Origin of the sequence: Streptomyces sp. NBC_01723, from assembly GCF_036246005.1 — a bacterium.
GTDB lineage: Bacteria > Actinomycetota > Actinomycetes > Streptomycetales > Streptomycetaceae > Streptomyces.
In genome coordinates this window covers 2794510-2816874 of the sequence record NZ_CP109171.1, presented here as the reverse complement: position 1 = coordinate 2816874, position 22365 = coordinate 2794510, and the positions used below count along the sequence as shown (strand labels likewise).

Below are 22365 nucleotides of genomic sequence, written 5' to 3'. Positions count from 1 at the left end.
GCCCGCGCATCGTCAGGAAGGCAAAAACCCATGGGACTGGCTACCCGAAACGGTGTACTCGCCGCCGCTGCGTCCGGCGTGATGGCGCTGGCACTACCGGTGTCCTCCGCCCTCGCGGCCGACGGAGCCGGCGCCGACGCTGCGGCGGGCGGCTCGCCCGGGCTGCTCTCCGGCAACGCCATCCAGGTCCCGGTGGAGGTGCCGGTGAACATCTGCGGCAACACGGTGGACGTCGCGGGGTTGCTCAACCCGGCCGCGGGCAACTCCTGCGCGAACAAGAACGGCGCGAAGACCGGTAGTTCGCGGGGCGGCAACGGATCGGCCGCCTCCAGCGGCAGTTCCCAGGAGAACGGCGGAGAGGCGGCCTCCAGCGGGGCGTCGGCTCAGAGCCACACCGCCGATTCGCCCGGGCTGCTCTCCGGCAACGGTCTTCAACTCCCGGTCGACCTGCCGGTGAACGTGTCCGGGAACAGTGTCAGTGTGGTCGGCCTGGGCAACCCGGTCTTCGGAAACGAGTCGGTCAACGGCCGCGACGACCAGGCCCGCCCGACCCCGAACACCCCGGCCCCGAAGCCTGCCGCCCCGGAGCGTGCGGTCCCGGGCAACCCGGCCCCGGAGACGCCGGTCCACGCCTGGACACAGCCCGGCTCCGAGTCGGCCGCGCCCGTGCTGGCTCACACCGGAGCGGACCTCACGGTCGGCGCCGTCGCCGGGAGTGCCGCGCTTCTCATCGCGGGTGGTGTCCTGTACCGCCGCTTCCGCCCGGACCCCACCCGCTGACCCGGACGCAGCACCGAATGGGCACCGGAAGGGATGTCGAATCCTTCCGGTGCCCATGGCGTGTTGCGGCCGCACTGACCCCGGCGCTTGGCCGGGGGAGACGTCAGAGCGCCTGGCTGTTGCAGCCCATGTCGGAACCGAGGTGGTTCTGCTGTGCGCCCGGGTTGCCTTCGCCGTTCAGGATGTTGCCCGCCAGGCCGGTGAGGGCGCCGACGCTGCCGAGCACCTCGATGTTCATGTCGTGCGAACGGCACTCGGTGCCCTGCGTGATGTCGAGGTCGCTGCCCCAGTCATTGGCGACGGCAGTGGTGGCGCTGAGGGCACCGACGCTACCGAGCAGGGCGCTCACGAGGACTGCCTTCTGGAACGTACGCATGGGTTCTCCGTTGGTCGAGCGGATGGGGTGTCAGAACAGAGGAGTGACGATTGCGGGCGGCTGCGCCGGAGGGCCGTCAGCCGAGTCGGGGGAGCCCCAGCTGGCCGAGCGGGGGCGCCGCGACCTGTCCGAGGCCGACCGGCGACAGCTGCGGTGCGTCCGCCGGCGAGATGTGCGGGTTGAGGATCGGGTTCACCTGGGGGTTCACCTGCGGGTTCAACTGGGGGGCGACCTGCGTCGGGGGCTCTGCCCCGAAGCCTTGGGGCATGGCCACCTGGGGGGCGACCTGCGGCATCACCTGTGGCACGACCTGCGGCACGACCTGCGGCTGCGTGGGGGCGGCCTGGGGCGCCTGCACGGGAGCCGCCTGCATGGGGGCCGCCTGCGGCTGGTAGGGCGAGGTGGAGGCCTGTGCCGTCCCCTGCGAGGAGGCCGCGGCGTAGGCGTGACCCGTCTGCTGGGGTGCCGGCTGAGCGTACGGCTGGGGTGCCGGCTGCGGTGCTGGCTGGGCGTACGGCTGGGGTGCCGGCTGAGGCGCCGGCTGAGCGTACGGCTGGGGTGCCGGCTGGGCGTACGGCTGAGGCGCCGGCTGCGGTGCTGGCTGGGCGTACGGCTGAGGCGCCGGCTGGGGTGCCGGCTGAGCGTACGGCTGGGCGGTGGCCTGAGCCGTTCCCTGCGTCCCGGCCGCGGCGTAGGGGCCGCTCGGCTGGGGCGGCGGGGCGGCGTGCGTGGCCGGGTAGTCAGGAGCCGATGCTGGAGTGGCACCGACTTGTCCGACGGGTGCGGCGTGGCTGGCGCCGGCGCCGGCGGCGGTCAGACCGCCGGCTGCTGCCACCACGAGCGCGACCTTGTGAAGCTTGCGCATGAAACCCTCGGCCCTTCGATACCTGAACTGGAAATCCACTGAATTCAGCGCGTCACGCGTGCAGTTCGGCGCGGTACTCGCACCGCATCGTCAGCAGCGGTCACAGTGAGCAGCACACGGACTTTGCGTCGGAGTCAGCAGCGAATCCCCTTCTCCCCTGCTCAGGTCCACGGCCGCTGCCCTCCCCACGGGGAACGAGGGTTTCCTCGTCCTGGTCACGGCACATGGAAGTCCGTCACCCATTTGCCGCTGTTTGAAAAGGAGTTGGTGGCAGGCCCGTGCGCCTTTGCGTCAAACGGGTGACGGCAGCGCGTCACCCGTATCCGGGCTCTCGCCCACCTCGTTCCGCACGGGGCAGGAACGACGGTTCATCGCAACCGTCCAAGGCAGCAGAGCAGCTCAACTGCACTGCCGCATCCGGCATTTCGCCAAGTCCGTGCACAGGTCAATGAAGGGCCAAAGGATTTCATGCGCAAGCTTCACCACGTCGCGCTCATCGTCGCAGCGGCCGGCGGTCTGACCGCCGCCGGGGCCGGCCCCAGCGCCGCTGTGACTCCGGTCGGCCACAACGGGGCTGTGCCGACGCCGGTTTCGCAGCCGGACGCCCAGGCAGCCTCGGCCAGTTCGGCGCAGGCGTCCGTGCAGTCGTACGGCTCGCCGGCGCCGCAGCAGGCGGCTCCCCAGCGAGGTACCACGGTCAGCCCGCAGGTCAACCCTCAGCTGAACCCGCAGATCAGCCCCCAGGTTTCTCCGCAGGCCCCGCAGCCGAAGCAGGGTGGTCCGGTGCAACAGGCCAACCTGTTCCGTCCGTCCCAGGAGTGCAGCCCGCAGAACCTGCTCGCCGCCAATGTGCCGGTCGCGCTGCTCGCCGCCTCCCAGACCCGGGGCGTCGACTGCACCCAGGCCAACAGCCAGGCGAACTCCCTGGCCAGCGCGCAGGCGCAGTAGGGCAGTCGGCGGCCGGGCGTCGGGGGCCCGGCAGTGCGCGATACGTCTTTTGGGTGCATTTACCACTTCGCATCCAAAACGGCGCGTCGTTGCACTTTTTGTTCTTATGTCGCATTAATCTCCTGTAACTGTACAAAGTCGATCTCTCCCGGATCGCACCCACTCACCTCACCGGAGATGAAATGCGCAAGCTTCGCAACGTTGCCGTCCTGGTCGCCGCGCTCGGCAGCATCGGGCTCGTGGGCGGCACGGCCCACGCCGACCAGGGCCATGGCGGCGAGGGCGACAAGTTCAAGATCTCGCAGAGCTCCCAGTGCCGGTCGCACGACCTGAACCTCGACGTCCTCGGCCAGGTCGGCATCCTCAACGGCCTGCTGGGCAACGGCCTCAACGGCGAGGGCAACCCGGGCGCCCAGTCCACGCACCTCGGCTCCACCATGGGCTGCAACAACAGCGCCTTCTGACCTTCCGGGCCGACGCCACGGCGTCGGTCGGCGAACGGTCCCGGCACCGGGCCCTCAGGGCAGGGCGCCGGGACCGTTTTCGCATCGGCCTTCGCTGCCGTAGTAAAGCCGATTGTTCTCCACCTCACTCCACCGGAGATGACATGCACAACCTCCGCATGGCCGCCGTCCTCGTCGCCGCGTTCGGGAGCGCTGGGCTCCTGGGTGTCGGCACAGCCCATGCCGACCAGGGCGGCAACGGCGGTTACACCATCAGCCAGAGCAGCAGCTGTGGGTCGCACGACAGCAACATCGACATCCTCGGTCAGGTGGGCATCGGCAACGGCCTGGGCGGCAACCTGCTGAACGGCGAGGGCAACCCGGGCGCGCAGCAGACTTCCCTGGGCTCGACGATGGGCTGCAACAACGCGGTCGGCGGCTGAAGGCCGGCCCACAGACGTGGGCTGCGGGCGTCCCGGTTACGGGGCGCCCGCTTTTGCATGGGCGGAGCGCCCCTTTGGCGCCGGCGCTCGTTCGCGTCGCCATGGCTGCGGGGGGGGGCAAAGAAAATGCCGGGCCGGGAATGATCCCGGCCCGGCATTCGCCGGCAGCGCTCATGCGAAGTGCGGCTTCTTGAACCCCTTCGGCAGCTTCGCCGTGTTGGAGCAGTCCACCACCGGCCCGGCGCCGGCCGACCCTCCGTCGCCGAGCAGCTGGTGCTCCTGGAACACCACGTTCGGCCGGTCGATCGTCGAGCAGCGCTGATCCTGCCTGAGGACGTGCTCGCCGTCCTTGTCGACGCGAGTCTCGCTCTTGCGGACGCAGACCCCGTCCCTGCTCTCGCAGTCACCGGCGCCTCCGTCCGCGTACGCGTGCCCGGCGCCGGCACAGAGGGCGGCGAGACTTCCGACGATCCCCGAGATGACGGCGATCTTCCGCGGAGTGAACATGTGCTGCATTCCTTTACCGGATAGGGCCCGGGCGCTGGTTGCCGTTGACCGGTGTGCGCCCGGGCCCGTGAAGGTGTCGGAACCGATCAGTCGGCGCCTGGACGCGCTGTCAGCTGCGACCGGCGGCCGAATTGGCCGCAGCCCGGACGCGCGCACTGATCAACCGTGGCGTGTCCGGGCTGCGTTCGCCACGGGCCGGTGAGCCCGTGGCGGCACCGAGAGTATGAACTCCCGGTAACGTCTTTACTGGCCTTCGCCCTCGTGGCCGTACTGCTCGGGCCCGGCGTGCCGCTCCTGCTCCGGCGCGGCCTGCGGCTCAGCCTGAGGTGCGGCCTGAGGCTCAGCCTGCGGCGCGGCCTGAGGCTCAGCCTGCGGCGCGGCCTGAGGTGCGGCCTCAGGCTGAGCCGGCGGCGCGAAGTAGTAACCGCCGCTGACCGCCAGCGCGTTGGCCGACGAGTTGGCCACGGCGGTGACCGGCGCGGGCGCGTCGCCCTCACCGGCGAAGCTGGCCCCGGCACCGAACGCCGACAGCCCCGCAACCGCCATGGCTACGACCGCGGCACGCTGAAACTTACGCATGAGTGACCTTTCCGTACTCGGGCACGAAGCCCGGCTTGACTACTGAGCGTTAGCCTATACACGCATTTCGTCATATGTCGGGATCTGTGCCTTACGCGCCGTGTCGACCCATGCGTCGTGTCGCCCGCTCAGGCGCGATGCCTGCCGGAAGGGTCACCCATGCAGGACTTGGGACTGCAGGCCGAACGGTCCCTGTCCGCTCTCGACCTCGTCGGTCGCTCCCGTGGTGGTGGGGGAACAGGTCACCTTGGGCCCCAGTTGCAGCTGCCCCTGGCCCAGGGCGGCAGGCAACGTGAGGGGCTGCACCGGCGTGCACGTCTCCTGGTGGGGGACTTCACCGTCCTCGGAGAGCTGGCCGTGGATCCGCTGACTGCAGGTGAAGCCACCCAAGAGGTCGCGAGTGCAGGCTCCCGGGTCCTTCGCGGCGTGCGCGTGGGCGAGGCCGGCGCAGGCCATGGCGAGGCCGCCGGCGAGCACCGTGACCGCCGTCATCTTCTTCCCGCTGAACATGTGATGCGCTTTCCTTCGTAGGAGTGCCCCGGTGTGCCCGGACACCGGGCGGGCCGGGCTCAGCCGGAGAAGTCGTTGTTGTACTGGTCGCAGGTCGTGTCCAGGGTCCCGGCGATGCCGAGCACGCCGATCGGGATGTCGTTCTGGGACACCGTCTGCGGGCTGCACTCCTGGTAGGGGCGGTAGAGGTCGTACACCTTCGGCGCGTTGTCGGAGGTGTCGGCGACGGCGGTGCCGGCGCCGGCGGCGGACAGGCCACCCGCCGCCGCCACTGCTGCGATCACGACATGCTGAAGCTTGCGCATAAGACCCTCGGATTTCCGCTCGTACAGAGAGGCTGATTGCCTACCGTGACTGGCCGAACGCTATCAGTAATCAAGGGCCTTCCATGCCGCCCGTCCCTCTCGGGAGACAACGAATTGACGGTGTCACCGGGTGGCGGTAAATCCCCGTATTAAAAGCTGGGTTGCTCTGCAGTAGATGCATTCACATCGTGTGAATTGACTGTCACGTGCGTCCTGGCGCCGCACCAACACCGCTCAAAGACAGTGGCGTTGTGTCAACGGGGCGCCGGCTGGGCGGCGGAGAGGCGTCATGTGTGGGCACGGACGCGATCACGTCCCGCAGCCTCTCGACGTACCGGCGCACGTTCTTGTAAGCGATGTCGGTGTCCGGGTAGCGGCAGGCGAACCACAGCCCTTCGTGCAGCCGGTTGACCCATACGCACACCTGGTCGCCGTACGAAACCCTGATCAGCCCGTACGCCTTGCTCTCGGTCCAGCGGGACGATCCGGGGAGCAGGCGGGCATCCACGTACGACACGATCGAGTACAAGTCGGGCGAGGTCGGGCGGAAATCCGCGCCCAGCAGCGGCAGTACCCGGGCCAGCGGAATGCGCGCCAGCGACCGGTTGGCCCGCAACTCGGCGCGAACCGTCTCCAGCGCCCCGCGGAAGTCCCGCGCCGCGGGCACCTCGATGGGCGCGCCACCGACGTACCAGCCCACCGAATCCGACCACGCCGACTTCAGCCGGGTATGGAACGGCACGACCGTGCGGTAGACGGGTTCGCCGCCGAGCTCGTGGACGATCAGACTCGTCGCGGCCAGGATCCCCACCAGGCTGCCGCCGTAGGGCCGGCAGTACGCCTCGAACGCCGCGGCCGCGTTCGCGTCGACGAGCGGCTCACACACCAGTTTCTGCGCAGGCAGCACATCACCGGGCCGCAGGCCGAGGTCGACGGGGAACGCCGGCAGCCGCCCACCGCATCGGCCGATGAATTCCCGCCAGCGCGCGACGATCGCATGGGTGTCGCCGATCCCGTCCGCGTCCCTCCGCTCCTGCCGGCAGAAATCTACATAGCTCCCCCTCGGCATCCCGGCCACGGGCCGCCCCGTGAGACCCGCCGTGTACAGCTCGTGGATCTCCTCCGGAATGCGCTGCAGGGAGTAGGCATCCACGTTCGTGTGATCGAAAGCCATGTACACGCTCGTGGAATCGTCCCGGACGACCGCGGTGTAAATCAGGTTCGGCCAGCGAAGCGCGTCCGCTGCCGTGTCGAATCGGTTCTGCAGATAGCGGACCAGCGCGCCCGCGTCCGCGAAGTCACCGACCACCTCGCGCCGCAGCGAAACATCGCCCTCGCGCAGCGTGAACCGCTGCATCTCGTCACCGGCCCACCTGAAGCCGCTGCGCAGCGTCTCATGGCGCAGCGTCCAGCCCCGCAACGCCCGCTCCAGCACATCGAGATCCACCCGGCCCGGCAGATCGAACGCCGCCCCCAGCCACGTCGGCACGAACAACCCACCCTCACGCACCGACCGCGCTGTCCTGATGTGCGACTCCTGGATGTACGCCGGCGGCCGCGGGTCCGGCGCCAGTGACGCCATGGCCCCCACGGTCGCCTCACTGAATGTGAACTCGACCAGCCGCCCCGGCCGCACCTCACACCGCTGAATGTCGCAAACTCGCATGACGGCGTCTCCATTCGCAGAAGACACCAGCTTGATCAAGGCGGCGCCCCGTACACGCGACGACCACTGTGTCGCCCGCATTCCAGTACAACGAGCGACGCTCCGAACAACGAGCCGAATCGTCCGCGGCGAGCGCCCACGGTGCCCCGCCCTGCCGTACGCCCGCGACATGTGTCTACGCCCGCACCCAAACCGCAGACACTGTGTCGGGCGCGTGGGAAGGCCCACGCCTGGTGAGATGGAGACATGGCCGAGACCGCGACCGGACCGTCCGTGGTCAAAGGCCCTGAGCTGTACGAACGGCACGTCTGTACCCGTCGCCGCCATCTGTGAAGGAGTTCTCGGTCATGACGAACATCGTCAACCACTGGATCGGCGGCAAGTCCGCCGAAGGCGCCTCGGGCACGTACGGGCCGGTGACCGACCCGGCCACCGGCGCGGTCACCACCAAGGTCGCCTTCGCCTCGGTCGACGAGGTGGACGCCGCGGTCGCCGCCGCCAAGGAGGCGTACCTGACCTGGGGCCAGTCCTCGCTGGCGCAGCGCACCTCGATCCTCTTCAAGTTCCGGTCGCTGCTGGACGCGCACCGCGACGACATCGCCGCGCTGATCACCGCCGAGCACGGCAAGGTGCACTCCGACGCGCTCGGCGAGGTCGCCCGCGGACTGGAGATCGTCGACCTGGCCTGCGGCATCAACGTGCAGCTCAAGGGCGAGCTGTCCACCGAGGTCGCGACCCGCGTCGACGTGTCCTCGATCCGCCAGCCGCTCGGTGTGGTCGCCGGCATCACGCCGTTCAACTTCCCGGCCATGGTGCCGATGTGGATGTTCCCGCTCGCCATCGCCTGCGGCAACACCTTCGTGCTCAAGCCGAGCGAGAAGGACCCGTCGGCGGCCGTCAAGATCGCCGAGCTGCTGTCCGAGGCCGGGCTGCCGGACGGCGTCTTCAACGTCGTGCACGGCGACAAGGTGGCCGTGGACCGACTCCTGGAGCACCCGGACGTCAAGGCCGTCTCCTTCGTCGGCTCGACCCCGATCGCCCGCTACATCCACACCACCGCCTCCGCCAACGGCAAGCGCGTGCAGGCGCTCGGCGGCGCCAAGAACCACATGCTGGTGCTGCCCGACGCCGACCTCGACGCGGCGGCCGACGCGGCCGTGAGCGCGGCCTACGGCTCCGCGGGCGAGCGCTGCATGGCGATCTCCGCGGTCGTCGCGGTCGGCGCCGTCGGCGACGAACTGGTCGAGAAGATCCGCGAGCGCGCGGAGAAGATCAAGATCGGCCCCGGCAACGACCCGACGTCCGAGATGGGCCCGCTCATCACCAAGGCGCACCGCGACAAGGTCGCCTCCTACGTCGAGGGCGCGGCGGCCGAGGGCTGCGAGGTCGTCCTGGACGGCACCGGTCACACGGTCGACGGCCACGAGGACGGCCACTGGATCGGCATCTCCCTGCTCGACCGGGTGCCGACCACGGCGAAGGCGTACCAGGACGAGATCTTCGGCCCGGTGCTGTGCGTGCTGCGCGCGGACACCTACGAGGAGGGCGTCGCCCTCATCAACGCCTCGCCGTTCGGCAACGGCACCGCGATCTTCACCCGGGACGGCGGCGCGGCCCGCCGCTTCCAGCTGGAGATCGAGGCCGGCATGGTCGGCGTGAACGTCCCGATCCCGGTCCCCGTGGGCTACCACTCCTTCGGCGGCTGGAAGGACTCGCTCTTCGGCGACCACCACGTCTACGGCAACGACGGCACGCACTTCTACACCCGCGGCAAGGTCGTCACCACCCGCTGGCCGGACCCGGCCGACGCCCCCGCCGGCGTGGACCTGGGCTTCCCGCGCAACCACTGAGGCACTCCCCGGGAAAGCCCGGGGGAAGCCCCGTACGGCCGTCCGTTATTCGGACGGCCGTATTTTTTTCCCTCCGTCCGCAACGGATCCCGCGCACCCGGTATGGCCGCTGGGCCTATGCATCTGATGCCGTTTTCGAAAGCTTTGCGCGTCTCAGACGACGGATTCCGTAGATGAACAGCCATTGACGCACTGGTTTCCGTCGGTATTCCATCTTGCCGCGGGAGCGAACCGGAGGCGGTGGCGCTCCGCCGCGCACCGTGCCGCACGAGTCGATCGGAAACCGCGTATGACCGACACGCTCCGTCCCGCCCAGACCGCCGCGACGGCACCCGAGGACCTCGGGGACCATCCGGACCGGTCGCGGACGCTGAAGCGGTCCATCGGGGTCGTCGGCGGCACGCTCCTCACGCTCTCCTGCGTGACCCCCGCCTCCACGCTGTTCGTGGTGGTCCCCGACCTGTTCGGCTCGCTCGGCACCGCCACCGCGCTGACCATCGCCGTCGGCTCCCTCCTCTGCGTCGCCGTGGCGTTCTGCTACTCGGAGCTGGGCACCCTCATCCCCAGCGCGGGCGGCGAGTACGCCATGGTGTCGACCCTCGCCGGTCGGCTGGCGGGCTGGCTGGTCTTCGTGCTGTCCCTGCTGGTCGTCATGATCGTGCCGCCGGTGATCGCGATGGGCACGGCCGACTACCTCGCCCCGGTCGTGCACCTCGACCCGTCCCTCGCGGGCGCGGGCGTCATGGCGCTGGCCACCCTCGCCGGCCTGCTCGACCTGCGGGCCAACGCCTGGATCACCGGCGTCTTCCTCGTCCTGGAGGTCATCGCCGCGGCCGTCGTCGCGGTGCTGGGCTTCGCCCACGGCGAGCGCGGCCTCGGCAGCCTCGCCTCCATGGAGGTGGGCGGCGCGGACGGCGGCGCGGACCCCGTGACGGGGATGCTGGTCGTCTCCGGGCTCGCCATCGCCCTCTTCGTCACCCAGGGCTTCTCCACCGCGGTCTACCTCTCCGAGGAGTTGGAGGACCCGCGCCGCAACGTCGCCCGCACCGTGCTCGCCACGCTCGGCATCTCCGCCGTGATCATCCTCGTCCCGGTCGTCGCCATCACCCTCGGCGCCTCCGACCTCGCGGAGCTGACCGGCGGCGACATCGGTGCCATGGTCACCGCCTGGTCCAACTCCGCCGTCGGCACCTTCGTCAGCCTCTGCGTGGCCCTCGCCATCATCAACGCCGGCATCGTGATGGTCATCCAGAACTCGCGCGTCCTGTTCGCCTCCGCCCGCGACAAGGCGTGGCCCGCGCCGGTCAACCGGCTCTTCGCCAGGCTCGGCCGGTTCGGCTCCCCGTGGGTCGCCACCCTCGCCGTCGGCGTGCCCGGCGCCGCCCTGTGCTTCGTCGACCTGGACACCCTGTACGGCGTCACCGGTGTCTCCGTCACCGGCATGTACCTGCTCGTGGCGGTCGCCGCCCTGCTCGCCCGGCGCGGCGTCCACCGGCACGCGCACGCGTGGCGCATGCCCCTGTGGCCGGCGGTGCCCCTCCTGCTCGTCGCGGTCCTCGCCTACGTCCTGACCCAGCAGGAGGCGGCCCACCTGCTGTGGACCGGGGGCATCACGGCCGTCGCCACCCTGTACTGGGCCCTGTACCTGCGCCCGCGCCGGGACACCCGCTGGCTGGTCTCCGTCCCCGACGACGTAGGGGACCCCGCCGGGCCGTGACCCGGCCTACCGCGCCCGCGGTACGCGCCACCGCGCCCGTACGTCCCTGGGAGGGGCGGTGGTTCACCCCCGGGAGGGCCTCGGTTGTCGGCGGCTGCCCGTACCGTTGACGCATGGATCTTCGACTGCCCCGCGTGCGAGGGCTGCTACGGGGGCCGCGGCGGATACTCTCCGCCGCGGCCGCCGTCGTCGTGCTCGCCGGTGCCGGGACCTGGACGGCCGTCGCCGGCGACGACCCGCCCCCGGTGCACCGCGCCGACCGGGTCGTGGAAGTGGGCGACGGAGTGCGCCTGGACACCTCGTACTTCACGGCCGGCTCCGACGGCCGTCGCCCCGCGGTCCTGCTCGCGCACGGCTTCGGCGGCAGCAAGGCCGACGTCCGGGACCAGGCGGAGCGCCTCGCCCAGGACGGGTACGCGGTCCTGACGTGGTCGGCGCGCGGCTTCGGCAGGTCGACCGGGAAGATCGGGCTCAACGCCCCGGACGGCGAGGTCGCCGACGTGTCCCGGCTGATCGACTGGCTCGCCGGGCGGCCCGAGGTCCGGCTGGACGGCAAGGGCGACCCCCGCGTGGGCATGGCCGGGGGCTCCTACGGCGGCGCCGTCGCGCTGCTCGCCGCCGGGCACGACGACCGCGTGGACGCCATCGCCCCCGCCATCACGTACTGGAACCTGGCGGACGCCCTCTTCCCGAACGGCGTCTTCAAGAAGCTCTGGGCCGGCATCTTCGTCAACATGGGCGGCGGCTGCGAGAAGTTCGAGCCCGCGCTCTGCCGCATGTACCAGCGCGTCGCCGAGAAGGGGGAGCCGGACGCCGCGGCGGTGAAGCTCCTCCAGGCGCGCAGCCCGCAGGCCGTCGGCGACCGGATCGACGTACCCACACTGCTGGCCCAGGGCCAGACCGACTCGCTCTTCCCGCTCGGCCAGGCCGACGCCGCCGCCAAGGCGATCCGCGCCAACGGCGCCCCCGTGGACGTCGACTGGGTCTCGGGCGGCCACGACGGCGGCGACATGGAGACCGACCGCGTCGAGGCCCGCACCGACGCGTGGTTCGACCGCTACCTGAAGGGCGACGAGTCGGCCGGCACCGGCCCCGCCTTCCGCGTCTCCCGCACCGTCGGCACCGGCAGCGGCGACGGCGAGCCCCGCCTGGAGGGCGTGAGCGCCGACTCCTACCCCGGCCTCGGCCGCGAGCCGCGCGCGATCGAACTGCGCGGACGCGAGCAGACCTTCGAGAACCCGGCGGGCGCCGCCCCGCCCGCCGTCTCCGCCCTGCCCGGCATCGGCGGCTCCGGCGGTCTCTCCCAGCTCTCCTCGCTCGGCGTCGGCATCTCCCTCGACTTCCCCGGCCAGTACGCGGCCTTCGAGTCGGCGCCCCTGCGCGAGGACCTCCAGATCACCGGCTCGCCCACCGCGACCGTCCGCGTGCAGTCCACCGCCGAGGACGCCGTGCTCTTCGCCAAGGTGTACGACGTCGGCCCCGGCGGCGCCCAGCAGGTGCTCCCCTCGCAACTGGTCACGCCGCTGCAGGTGGCTGACGCCAGGGCCGGCAAGGACGTGACGGTCACCCTGCCCGCCGTCGACCACGAGGTGGAGCGCGGCCACAAGCTGCGCCTGGTCCTCGCCTCCACCGACCTCGGCTACGCCTCACCGGCCGCCCCCGCCACCTACACCGTCTCCCTCGAGGGCGGCCTGTCGGTACCGACTGCCCTCGGTGACACCGGTGCGACGGCCGGGCTGCCCGCCTGGGTCTGGTGGGCGCCCCTCGCGGGAGCCGCCGTCGCCGCGGCCCTGCTGCTGACCGCCCGTCGCCGCACCTCGGCCCCGCCCCCCGACCCCGCGCTGGCCGACGTACCCCTCCAGATCACCGGCCTGACCAAGCGGTACACCAAGTCCGCCGACCGGTACGCCGTACGGGACCTGTCCTTCCGCGTGGAGAAGGGCCAGGTGCTCGGCCTCCTCGGACCGAACGGCGCGGGCAAGACGACGACCCTGCGCATGCTGATGGGCCTGATCGCGCCGGACGGCGGCGACATCCGCGTCTTCGGCCACGCCATCGCGCCCGGCGCACCGGTGCTCTCCCGGGTCGGCGCCTTCGTCGAGGGCGCGGGCTTCCTGCCCCACCTGTCCGGCCGGGAGAACCTGGAGCTGTACTGGCGGGCCACCGGACGCCCGGCCGAGGACGCCCACCTCGACGAGGCCCTGGAGATCGCCGGCCTCGGCGACGCGCTCGCCCGCGCGGTGCGCACCTACTCCCAGGGCATGCGCCAGCGCCTGGCCATCGCCCAGGCCATGCTGGGCCTGCCCGACCTGCTGATCCTGGACGAGCCGACCAACGGCCTCGACCCGCCCCAGATCCGCGAGATGCGCGAGGTGATGATCCGCTACGCGGCGGCCGGACGCACCGTCATCGTCTCCAGCCACCTGCTGTCCGAGGTCGAACAGAGCTGCACCCACCTGGTGGTGATGGACCACGGCCGGCTCGTGCAGGCCGGTCCGGTCGGCGAGATCGTCGGCTCCGGGGACACCCTGCTGGTCGGCACCCGCACGCGCGTGGACGCGCCCCTCGCCGAGAAGGTCGCCGCGCTGCCCGGAGTGGCCTCGGCGGCCGTCACCGACGGCGGCCTCCTGGTCCGCCTCGACTCCACCGGCACCGCCCGCGACCTCATCCCCGAACTCGTCCGCCTGGACGTGCCCGTGGAGTCGGTGGGCCCCCACCGGCGCCTTGAGGACGCCTTCCTCACCCTGATCGGAGACTCGGCATGAGCACGCTGGCCGACCGCGCCGAGCCCACCGGCGCCCAGGAGGTCGCCGAGGGCTACCGCGCGGGCCGCACGCTGCCCGTCCGGGTCGAAATGGTCCGGCAGCTGAAGCGGCGGCGCACCCTCGTCATGGGCGGCATCCTCTTCGCCCTCCCGTTCGTGCTCCTCGTCGCCTTCCGGATCGGCGGCGAGCCGGGCGGGTCGAACAACCAGGTCAGCCTGATGGACTCGGCCACCGCGTCGGGGGCGAACTTCGCCGCGGTGAACCTGTTCGCCTCCGCGGGCTTCCTGCTCGTCGTGCCCGTCGCCCTGTTCTTCGGGGACACGGTCGCCTCCGAGGCCGGCTGGTCCTCCCTGCGCTACCTGCTCGCCGCGCCGGTACCCCGCGCCCGCCTGCTCTGGTCCAAGCTGGTCGTCGCCCTCACCCTCAGCCTCGCCGCGATCGTCCTGCTGCCCCTGGTCGCCCTCGCCGTCGGCACCGCCGCCTACGGCTGGGGCCCGCTGGAACTGCCCACCGGCGGCAGCCTGCCCACCGGCACCGCCGCCGAGCGCCTCGCCCTCACGGTGGCGTACGTCTTCGTCTCGCAACTGGTCACCGCCGCGCTGGCGTTCTGGCTCTCCACCAAGACGGACGCCCCGCTCGGCGCGGTCGGCGGCGCGGTCGGCCTGACCATCATCGGCAACGTCCTGGACGAGGTGACCGCCCTCGGCGACTGGCGCGACTTCCTGCCCGCCCACTGGCAGTACGCCTGGCTGGACACGGTCCGCCCCGAGCTGGACTGGACCCGCCTGATCCAGGGCACCTCGCTCTCGGTGACGTACGCGCTGGTCCTGTTCGCCCTGGCCTTCAGGAACTTCTCCCGCAAGGACGTGGTCTCCTAGGCCGACAGGCCCGGCCGTACTTCGGTCCGGTCACCGGAGGGTCACCCACCGGTCTCGCCGGCACGCCGCCGTGCCCACTTCGAGACGCACCCGTGACGCCCCGTCCCGCACGTTCCGCCCCGCTCCGCCGTCACAGTCACGTACGTCGGTCAACGGAACCAGGGGGTAGGGACGATGAAGCGGTACCGGACACGAAGGCCGGTCGGCGCGCTGCTCGCGCTCACGGCGGCGGGCGGCCTGCTGCTCACCGGCTGCGGGGGAGGGGACGACGCGGCCCAGGGGGCGAAGGACACCGCCGCCGACTCACGGGGCGGCGGCTACGCGCCCGCGCCCGACGGCCCACGCGGCGGCACATCCACCGGGGAGGCCGGGGAGACGGAAGGCAACGGCGACTCCCGGGAGGTCGCCCCCGACCCCGATCACCTCTCCACCTTCGCCCTCGACGTGGACACCGCCTCCTACGGCTACGCCCGCCGCACCCTCTCCGAGGGCCGGCTGCCCGACCCGTCGACGGTCCGGCCCGAGGAGTTCGTCAACAGCTTCCGCCAGGACTACGACCGTCCCGACGGCGACGGCTTCACGGTGAGCGTGGACGGCGCCCGCACCGAGGAGGAGGACTGGTCGCTGGTCCGCGTGGGCCTCGCCACCCGCACCGCCGAGCAGCGCGGCGAACGCCCGCCCGCCGCACTGACGTTCGTCATCGACGTCTCCGGCTCGATGGGTGAGCCCGGCCGTCTGGACCTCGCCCAGGATTCCCTCGCCACCATGACCGACCAGCTGCGCGACGACGACTCGGTCGCGCTCGTCACCTTCAGCGACGAGGCCGAGACGGTGCTGCCGATGACCCGGCTCGGCGATCACCGCGGCCGGGTCCACGACGCGATCGACAGCCTGGAGCCGACCGAGTCCACCAACCTCGGCGCGGGCGTCGAGACCGGCTACGACACCGCCGTCGAGGGCCGCCGCGGGGGCGCCACCAACCGCGTCGTCCTCGTCTCCGACGCCCTGGCCAACACCGGTGACACCGACGCGGACACCATCCTCGAACGCATCGCGGACGAGCGCCGCGAGCACGGCATCACCCTCTTCGGGGTCGGCGTCGGCAGCGACTACGGCGACGCCCTGATGGAACGCCTCGCCGACAAGGGCGACGGCCACACCACGTACGTCTCGGACGCCGAGGACGCCCGCGAGGTCTTCTGCGAGCAACTCCCGCGCCACATCGAGCTGACCGCCCGCGACGCCAAGGCCCAGGTCGCCTTCGACCCGGAGACGGTCGCCGAGTTCCGCCTCGTCGGCTACGACAACCGGCAGGTGCCCGACGAGGACTTCCGCGACGACCGCGTCGACGGCGGCGAGGTGGGCCCCGGCCACACCGTCACCGCGCTGTACGCCGTGCGCACCCGGCCCGGCGCCGACGGACACCTCGCGACGGCCACCGTCCGCTGGCTCGACCCCGACAGCCGGACCCCGCACGAGGAGTCCGGCGACGTGGAGACCGACGCCCTCGGCGACTCGGTCTGGGAGGCGGACCGTGGCCTGCGGGTCACCGCGACCGCCGCGTACTTCGCGGACGCGCTCCGGTCCTCGTCCTCCTCGTCCTCCTCGTCCTCCTACGACGGCGACACCCGACACGGCTCCCTGCCGGGCGCGCCCGGCCTCGGTGAACTCGCCGAGCGCGCCGGCTCTCTGGCCGGCCGTACCGAGGACGAGGACGTCCGGCGACTGGCCGAGGCGATCGGCACGGCGAACCGGCTGACCTGAGGCGCCTCGGTCCGGCCGCACCCATTGACCTATGCTTACTCTTGAGTAAGTTTACTCAGGAGTAAGCAAGTCTGGGTGCGCACGACACAACGCCAGCCGATCAGCGACCGGGAGCCGACATGGGCGTACGCAAGGACCTGAAACGGGCGAGAAACCGCGGTGGCCCGGTGTCCCGCGCGAGCACCGAGACCGTCAGGGACGCCTACGGTGCCGTCCGCGAGGCCCGCACCGCACCCCTCGCGCCCCGTCCCGCCACCGGCAGCACCGCCGACATCCCGTTCACCAACGCCGCCGAGGCCCCCGACGCGGTGGTCCTGCGTCGCGAGGAGAACGGCGCCTGGCGGCCCGTCACCGCGGCCGGGTTCGCCCGCGAGGTGACCGCGGTGGCCAAGGGCCTGATCGCGGCCGGCCTGGAACCGGGCGGACGGGTCGCCGTCATGTCCCGCACCCGCTACGAGTGGACCGTCCTGGACTTCGCGATCTGGGCGGCCGGCGGCCAGACCGTCCCCGTCTACGCCACCTCCTCCGCCGACCAGGTCGAGTGGATCGTCCGCGACTCGGGCGCCCGGCACCTCGTCACCGAGACCGCCGCCAACACCGCCGCCGTCCTGGCCGGCACCGCCGCCCACCCCGAACGCCCGCGCGTCTGGGAACTCGACGCGGGCGCGCTCGCCGACCTCACCGCCCTCGGCCTGGGCGTGAGCGACGAGGAGGTCACCAAACGCCGCACCGCCCTGACCCCGGACGCGGTGGCGACCGTCTGCTACACCTCCGGCACTACCGGCCGCCCCAAGGGCTGCGTCCTCACCCACGCCAACCTGCACGCCGAGGCCGCCAACACGGTCGAGCTGCTGCACCCGATCTTCAAGGAGGTCACCGGCCAGACCGCCTCGACGCTCCTCTTCCTGCCGCTCGCCCACATCCTGGGCCGCACGATCCAGATCGCCTGCCTGCTGGCCCGCATCGAGATCGGTCACTTCCCGAGCATCAGGCCCGACGAACTGCGCCCCGCGCTCAAGTCGTTCCGCCCCACCTTCCTGGTCGGCGTCCCGTACCTCTTCGAGAAGATCCACGACACCGGCCGGGCGACCGCCGAGAAGATCGGCCGCGGCGCCTCCTTCGAGCGCGCCCACCGCCTCGCCGTCCGCTTCGGCGGCGCCCACCTGGAACGCTTCCTCGGCCGCGGCAAGGGCCCCGCCCTCGGCCTGTGGGCCGGCTGGGCCCTGTACGACCTGCTGGTCTACCGGCGGGTGCGGGCCGAACTGGGCGGCCGCATGCGCTACGCCATCAGCGGCGGCTCCCCGCTCGACCGCGACCTCAACCTCTTCTTCTACGCCGCCGGAATCATGGTCTACGAGGGCTACGGCCTCACCGAGACCACCGCCGCCGCCACCATCGTCCCGCCGCTCGGCCCCCGTCCCGGCACCGTCGGTCCGCCCGTCCCCGGTACCTCCGTGCGCATCGCGGACGACGGCGAGGTGCTCGTCAAGGGCGGCATCGTCTTCGGCGCCTACCGGGGCAACCCGGAGGCCACCGACGCGGCCCTCACCGACGGCTGGTTCGCCACCGGCGACCTCGGCTCCCTCGACGACGACGGCTACCTCACCATCACCGGCCGCAAGAAGGACCTGCTGGTCACCTCCGGCGGCAAGAACGTCTCCCCGGCCGTCCTGGAGGACCGCCTGCGCAGCCGCCCGCCCGTCGCGCAGTGCCTCGTCGTCGGCGACAACCGCCCGTTCGTCGGCGCCCTGATCACCCTCGACCCGGACGCCGTCGCCCACTGGCTGTCGGTGCGCAAGCTGCCCGCCGACACCCCGATGTCCGAGGTCGTACGGGACGAGAGGATGCGGGCCGATGTCCAGAAGGCCGTGGACCACGCCAACGCGGCGGTCTCCCGGGCCGAGTCGATCCGCGCCTTCCGGCTGGTCGAGGGCGAGTTCACCGAGGAGAACGGGCTGCTGACCCCGTCGCTGAAGGTGAAGCGGCACGCGGCCGTCGCGGCGTACGCGGACGACATCGAGGCCCTGTACGCGCCGCCCGGGCGCTGACACGCGAAAGGGGCGGACCGCCGTTGTGCCCGGCGGCCCGCCCCTCGGCCGATGTCAGCCCTTGCCGCCCTCGCCGTTCGCCGACAGGATCGACACGTCCTCCAGCAGGTGGGCCAGCGCACCGTCGCGCTTGGTCTGCGTGGAGTTCTCCGCGCACTGCTGGTTCAGGTCGTCCGACAGGACCGGGATGTCCTGGATCGGGACCAGTCCGACGACGCTGACCGGGATGTCGCTGACCGCGATGCACGGCTTGTTGAACGACCCCTGGATGAGCGCCATCTGCGGGCTCATGTTGCCGTGGGTCGCCGAGTTGCCGAAGTACTGCGAGGCCCCGTTCCCGTTGGCCGAGACGGGCCCGCTGTCGTCGCCGATCGCCATCGCCTGCGGGGCCGCGGCAGCGGAGGCGCCCATGACGGAGGCGGCGATCGCCGCGTAGGCGGCTACCTTCTTGATCACTGGCCAGTCCTTTCTGAGGAAACCCCGTCCACCGGAGCGCCCTGGTCAACTCCACGAGTCCGGCCGGGTTTCTCCCGTTCACTCGGTCGGCGGACACGGGAAGTCTGTACGGCTCCTTGATTCCACCGGTATTCCGGCGATCCGAGTGACCTGTTCCGGGATCCGGTGGGGGCCCAACCGGGTGAACGCCCGAAACCAATCATCGCGCACCGGGTTGATGAGGCCGTAGGACAGTGCGTCGCTACGACGAAAGGAACACGAAGTGCTCAAGAAGGCAATGGTCGCCGCGGCGGCTGCCGCTTCTGTGATCGGCATGTCGGCTGCGGCCGCTCCTCAGGCTCTTGCCATCGGGGACGACAACGGGCCGTCCGTGGCCAACGGCAACGGCGCCAAGTCGGCGTTCGGCAACTCGGCGACCAAGGGCGACATGAGCCCGCAGCTGTCGCTGGTCGAGGGCACGCTGAACAAGCCGTGCCTGGGCGTCGAGGACATCAACGCCGCCGTCATTAACCTCGTGCCGGTCCAGGACATCAACGTCCTGTCGGACGACCTGAACCAGCAGTGCGCGGACAACTCCACGCAGGCCAAGCGGGACGGCGCCCTGTCGCACGTCCTGGAGGACCTGTCGGTTCTGTCGGCGAACGGCGAGGGCCGGGACTGAGTCCCCTCCCGCCCAGCCCGGGTGGCCCGCTGACTTCCCCGTGGGCCGCCCGGTCGTTCCGGGGCCGGGGTTTCGCCGAGAAGCGGTTGACGTCGTCGCTCTTCTGGGGGAATGGCCGGGCCGTGTCGTGAGGCATCCGAGTGAATTTCGGGGTGTCCCACGTTCGGTAGTTGCTCCGGCCGTCAATTCCTCGTTTGCAGGCTGCAGGTCATGGTGCGAGCCGTCAATGCTGTGCTCGCGCGGCTTTTCGGCCGCCATTCAGGCATGACCGCAGAGAAGGGAAATTTCATGAAGAAAACCGCTGCCGTCGTCGCGGGCGCGATCATGGCTCTCGGCATGGCCGCCCCGGCCTTCGCCGACGCCGACGCCAAGGGCGCCGCGATCGGCTCCCCGGGCGTCCTGTCCGGCAACGTCGTCCAGGTTCCCGTCCACGTTCCCGTCAACGTGTGCGGCAACAGCATCAACGTCGTTGGTCTGCTGAACCCGGCGTTCGGCAACGAGTGCGAGAACGACTGACGTCGTTCCGCACCGACCGGCTGCGTCACGGCCGGCCTTGGCCAGCTTGTTTTGGTTCGGGGCCGGCTCTTCCCCTTTCCGCAGCCTGTCCTCCGGATGGTTCTCCAGCCACCTCTACAAGCAGGAAGACAACGAGAGTGCGACAGACTCTGAGCAGGGGGATGGTCGCGGCTGCCGCCGCGACGGGCATCCTTTCCCTGTGCGGCAGCCCCGCCCTGGCCGACTCGCAAGCGGACGGAGCCGCCAAGAACTCGCCGGGCGTCGCGTCCGGCAACGCCCTCCAGGCCCCGGTCGACGTACCGGTGAACGTCTGCGGCAACACGGTCGACGTGATCGCGGCGCTCAACCCCGCCTTCGGCAACGAGTGCGAGAACGACTCGGACGAGCACAAGAAGAGCGGCTCCGGCGAGGACACGTCCGTCCCGTCCGACACCGACGCATCCGACACCGACGCTTCCGGCACCGGTGGGAGCGGCGCCGACGCGAGCGGCACCGCCGTGGGTTCGCCGGGCGTCGGCTCCGGCAACGCCGTGCAGCTCCCGATCGAGGTGCCGGTCAACCTCTGCGGCAACACGGTCGACGTGATCGCCGCGCTCAACCCGGTCTTCGGCAACGAGTGCGAGAACCGCTCGGAGGAGCCCCCCGGCTACGGCGAGGAGGAGCCGCCGCCCCCCACCACCCCGCCCACGGACGAGGAGGAGCCGCCCCCGCCGCCGAGCGAGGAGGAGCCCCCGCCGCCCGCCGAGGAGGAGAAGACTCCGCCCGCCCCGCAGACGGAGCAGCCGCCCGTCCTGGCCGAGACCGGCAGTGAGGGCACGCTGGGCGCCGCGGCCGCGGGTGCCGTGCTGATCGCCGGCGGAGCGATTCTGTACCGCAGGGGCCGGGCCTCCGCCACGCGCTGACCCCCGCTCCACCCCGACGCCCCCGGTCGGCCCGCATGGGCCACCGGGGGCGTCGTCGTGGCCGAGTCCCGCGTCAGTGGCTGCCCGCCCGGTCGCCCCCCGGGTGGTCCGGCTGTCCCGCACGGTCGGCCCGCGGGGCACCCGCCTGGCGAACCACGCGGGCGCGGGCAGGGGCCTCGTTCGCCGGGCGCGCGCGCCGGCTGCGCGCGCGGTCCAGCACCCGGCCGGTCACGTGGCGTCCCCACAGGGTCCACAGGGCCCGGCCCGGCGCCCGGTCGTCGGGGGCGTGCCAGGCCAGCTCCCGCCCGCCGGGCATCGGCCGCAGCGCGCTCAGCGGCGCGTAGTTCTCCACCACGAAGGTCCGCCCCGGCCGCGGCACCCCGTCCGGCAGGGCCCGGTCGGTCAGGTCCAGGTGCAGGGCCCGTACGACGTCCAGCCCGGCGGAGTCGGTGAAGAGCCGGAACTGCGCGCCGGGACGCGGGTTGAAGTCGAGCAGGTGGTAGCCGCCCGTCGCACCGCAGCGGCGGAAGTCGAGGTCGAAGACGCCCCGGTAGCCCAGCTCGCCGGTGACCCGCTCGGCCAGCGCCTGCACCTGCGGGTTGGGCGTCCAGCGGCCCACCGCGGTCAGACCGGCACCGCGCGGCCTGGCCCGGGTCTTGCGGCCCGGCCCGCCCGCCCGGACCGTGCCCGAGCGGTCGGCGTACCCGTGGAAGAACCAGTCGCGGTCCGGCCCCGGCGGCAGGAACGCCTGGAGCAGCAGCCGGCTCCCCGCCTCCTCGGCCCGCCGGTACAGCTCCCCGGCCTCCCGTGCCGAGCGCACCAGCACCGTGCTGCGCAGCCCGCCGCCCGGGGGCACCAGCCAGGGACGGCTCCACTTCGCCACCACCGGCAGACCCAGCCGCCACGCGGCCCGCGCCGCCTCCGCCGGTCCGTCCGGGACCAGTGTCTCGGGGTGCGGCACGCCCAGGGAGGCGCACACCCCGGCCAGCTCCGCCTTGTCGGCGACCCGTCCGGGCAGGTCGCCCGGCTGGTCCGGCAGCAGAAACGCCGGCGCCAGCTCGGCCCGCGCCCGGCCCACCGCCACGGCACACGCGTCGTCCATCGGAATCAGTACGGCCGGACGCTCGATCCGTGCCGCCACCCGGCGCAGGGCCGCCGTGATGTCGGCGGGCGACGCGCCGGGCGGCGGGGGAGTGTGCAGCTCCGTCACGTAGCGGGAGGTCCGGACGGGGCTGCGCGCGCAGTCCGCGACGACGTGCACGTCCACTCCCGCCCGACCGAGCGAACGCACGGCGCCCAGCGTTCCGTGGTGAAAGGGATTCCGGTCGGTCCGCAACAGAACGGCGGGGACGCGGGTGTCGAACAGCGACACGGGAAACTTCCTTC

Annotated in this window: 22 protein-coding genes; 13 read left to right on the top strand and 9 right to left on the bottom strand. The window is 71.7% G+C overall.

What is annotated here, in order from left to right; all coding sequences use genetic code 11:
* The first annotated feature begins 30 nt into the window (after nucleotides 1-30).
* Complete coding sequence (locus tag OIE75_RS13080) at nucleotides 31-780, top strand: chaplin (RefSeq protein ID WP_329470955.1); 750 nt, start codon at nucleotides 31-33, stop codon at nucleotides 778-780.
* A 103-nt stretch (nucleotides 781-883) separates the two neighbouring features.
* Here the strand turns inward: OIE75_RS13080 and OIE75_RS13075 are convergent, their stop codons facing one another.
* Together OIE75_RS13075 and OIE75_RS13070 are read right to left on the bottom strand one after the other, a co-directional pair.
* On the bottom strand, nucleotides 884-1156 hold the full coding sequence (locus tag OIE75_RS13075; RefSeq protein WP_122620022.1) for a hypothetical protein: 273 nt from the start codon (nucleotides 1154-1156) through the stop codon (nucleotides 884-886).
* A 76-nt stretch (nucleotides 1157-1232) separates the two neighbouring features.
* A complete protein-coding gene (locus OIE75_RS13070) occupies nucleotides 1233-2021 on the bottom strand; it encodes a hypothetical protein (RefSeq protein ID WP_329470953.1) in 789 nt (262 codons plus the stop codon).
* Between the two features lie 468 nt (nucleotides 2022-2489).
* On the opposite strand from OIE75_RS13070, the gene OIE75_RS13065 reads away from it, so the two are divergent.
* From OIE75_RS13065 to OIE75_RS13055, 3 genes are all read left to right on the top strand, one after another.
* Nucleotides 2490-2969: a hypothetical protein gene (locus tag OIE75_RS13065; protein ID WP_307012212.1), complete on the top strand. Its 480-nt coding sequence runs from the start codon at nucleotides 2490-2492 to the stop codon at nucleotides 2967-2969.
* A gap of 182 nt (nucleotides 2970-3151) precedes the next feature.
* A complete protein-coding gene (locus tag OIE75_RS13060) occupies nucleotides 3152-3433 on the top strand; it encodes a hypothetical protein (protein ID WP_234960250.1) in 282 nt (93 codons plus the stop codon).
* 143 nt (nucleotides 3434-3576) lie between these two features.
* The gene (locus OIE75_RS13055) at nucleotides 3577-3855 is read left to right on the top strand and encodes a hypothetical protein (RefSeq protein ID WP_307012210.1); all 279 of its coding nucleotides are present in this window, start codon (nucleotides 3577-3579) and stop codon (nucleotides 3853-3855) included.
* A gap of 171 nt (nucleotides 3856-4026) precedes the next feature.
* Here the strand turns inward: OIE75_RS13055 and OIE75_RS13050 are convergent, their stop codons facing one another.
* From OIE75_RS13050 to OIE75_RS13030, 5 genes are all read right to left on the bottom strand, one after another.
* Entirely contained in the window at nucleotides 4027-4362 is a 336-nt protein-coding gene (locus tag OIE75_RS13050; RefSeq protein ID WP_329470950.1) for a hypothetical protein, read from the bottom strand.
* 243 nt (nucleotides 4363-4605) lie between these two features.
* Nucleotides 4606-4941 (bottom strand): hypothetical protein, encoded by a 336-nt coding sequence (locus OIE75_RS13045; protein WP_329470948.1) that lies wholly within the window; start codon nucleotides 4939-4941, stop codon nucleotides 4606-4608.
* Between the two features lie 153 nt (nucleotides 4942-5094).
* Nucleotides 5095-5451, bottom strand: a complete 357-nt coding sequence (locus tag OIE75_RS13040; RefSeq protein ID WP_307012204.1) for a hypothetical protein — start codon at nucleotides 5449-5451, stop codon at nucleotides 5095-5097.
* Between the two features lie 59 nt (nucleotides 5452-5510).
* Nucleotides 5511-5735 (bottom strand): hypothetical protein, encoded by a 225-nt coding sequence (locus OIE75_RS13035; protein WP_307012202.1) that lies wholly within the window; start codon nucleotides 5733-5735, stop codon nucleotides 5511-5513.
* A 223-nt stretch (nucleotides 5736-5958) separates the two neighbouring features.
* Nucleotides 5959-7422 (bottom strand): condensation domain-containing protein, encoded by a 1464-nt coding sequence (locus tag OIE75_RS13030; RefSeq protein WP_329473980.1) that lies wholly within the window; start codon nucleotides 7420-7422, stop codon nucleotides 5959-5961.
* A gap of 347 nt (nucleotides 7423-7769) precedes the next feature.
* On the opposite strand from OIE75_RS13030, the gene mmsA reads away from it, so the two are divergent.
* The 6 genes from mmsA (at nucleotide 7770) to OIE75_RS13000 (ending at nucleotide 18444) form a co-directional block, all read left to right on the top strand.
* Nucleotides 7770-9272, top strand: coding sequence for a CoA-acylating methylmalonate-semialdehyde dehydrogenase (mmsA, locus tag OIE75_RS13025; RefSeq protein WP_307012200.1), 1503 nt, complete (start codon nucleotides 7770-7772; stop codon nucleotides 9270-9272).
* Nucleotides 9273-9561: 289 nt separating this feature from the next.
* Entirely contained in the window at nucleotides 9562-10989 is a 1428-nt protein-coding gene (locus OIE75_RS13020) for an APC family permease (protein ID WP_329470945.1), read from the top strand.
* Between the two features lie 113 nt (nucleotides 10990-11102).
* Nucleotides 11103-13754 (top strand): alpha/beta fold hydrolase, encoded by a 2652-nt coding sequence (locus OIE75_RS13015; protein ID WP_329470944.1) that lies wholly within the window; start codon nucleotides 11103-11105, stop codon nucleotides 13752-13754.
* Nucleotides 13751-14632: an ABC transporter permease gene (locus OIE75_RS13010; protein ID WP_122620033.1), complete on the top strand. Its 882-nt coding sequence runs from the start codon at nucleotides 13751-13753 to the stop codon at nucleotides 14630-14632. The genes OIE75_RS13015 and OIE75_RS13010 overlap by 4 nt, the downstream gene beginning before the upstream one ends.
* A 174-nt stretch (nucleotides 14633-14806) precedes the next feature.
* A complete protein-coding gene (locus OIE75_RS13005; RefSeq protein WP_329470942.1) occupies nucleotides 14807-16396 on the top strand; it encodes a vWA domain-containing protein in 1590 nt (529 codons plus the stop codon).
* Nucleotides 16397-16515: 119 nt separating this feature from the next.
* On the top strand, nucleotides 16516-18444 hold the full coding sequence (locus tag OIE75_RS13000; protein ID WP_329470940.1) for an AMP-dependent synthetase/ligase: 1929 nt from the start codon (nucleotides 16516-16518) through the stop codon (nucleotides 18442-18444).
* Between the two features lie 54 nt (nucleotides 18445-18498).
* On the opposite strand, the gene rdlB is transcribed toward OIE75_RS13000, so the two are convergent.
* Entirely contained in the window at nucleotides 18499-18900 is a 402-nt protein-coding gene (rdlB, locus tag OIE75_RS12995; RefSeq protein ID WP_307012189.1) for a rodlin RdlB, read from the bottom strand.
* 262 nt (nucleotides 18901-19162) lie between these two features.
* On the opposite strand from rdlB, the gene rdlA reads away from it, so the two are divergent.
* The 3 genes from rdlA (at nucleotide 19163) to OIE75_RS12980 (ending at nucleotide 20979) form a co-directional block, all read left to right on the top strand.
* Nucleotides 19163-19561, top strand: coding sequence for a rodlin RdlA (gene rdlA, locus OIE75_RS12990; protein ID WP_307012187.1), 399 nt, complete (start codon nucleotides 19163-19165; stop codon nucleotides 19559-19561).
* Nucleotides 19562-19849: 288 nt separating this feature from the next.
* Complete coding sequence (chpD, locus tag OIE75_RS12985) at nucleotides 19850-20077, top strand: chaplin ChpD (RefSeq protein ID WP_307012185.1); 228 nt, start codon at nucleotides 19850-19852, stop codon at nucleotides 20075-20077.
* A gap of 161 nt (nucleotides 20078-20238) precedes the next feature.
* Nucleotides 20239-20979, top strand: a complete 741-nt coding sequence (locus tag OIE75_RS12980) for a chaplin (RefSeq protein ID WP_329473979.1) — start codon at nucleotides 20239-20241, stop codon at nucleotides 20977-20979.
* A 73-nt stretch (nucleotides 20980-21052) separates the two neighbouring features.
* Here the strand turns inward: OIE75_RS12980 and OIE75_RS12975 are convergent, their stop codons facing one another.
* Nucleotides 21053-22351 carry a carboxylate--amine ligase gene (locus OIE75_RS12975; RefSeq protein ID WP_307012183.1) on the bottom strand — a complete coding sequence of 433 codons (1299 nt, stop codon included), beginning with the start codon at nucleotides 22349-22351 and terminating at the stop codon, nucleotides 21053-21055.
* Between the last annotated feature and the right edge of the window lie 14 nt (nucleotides 22352-22365).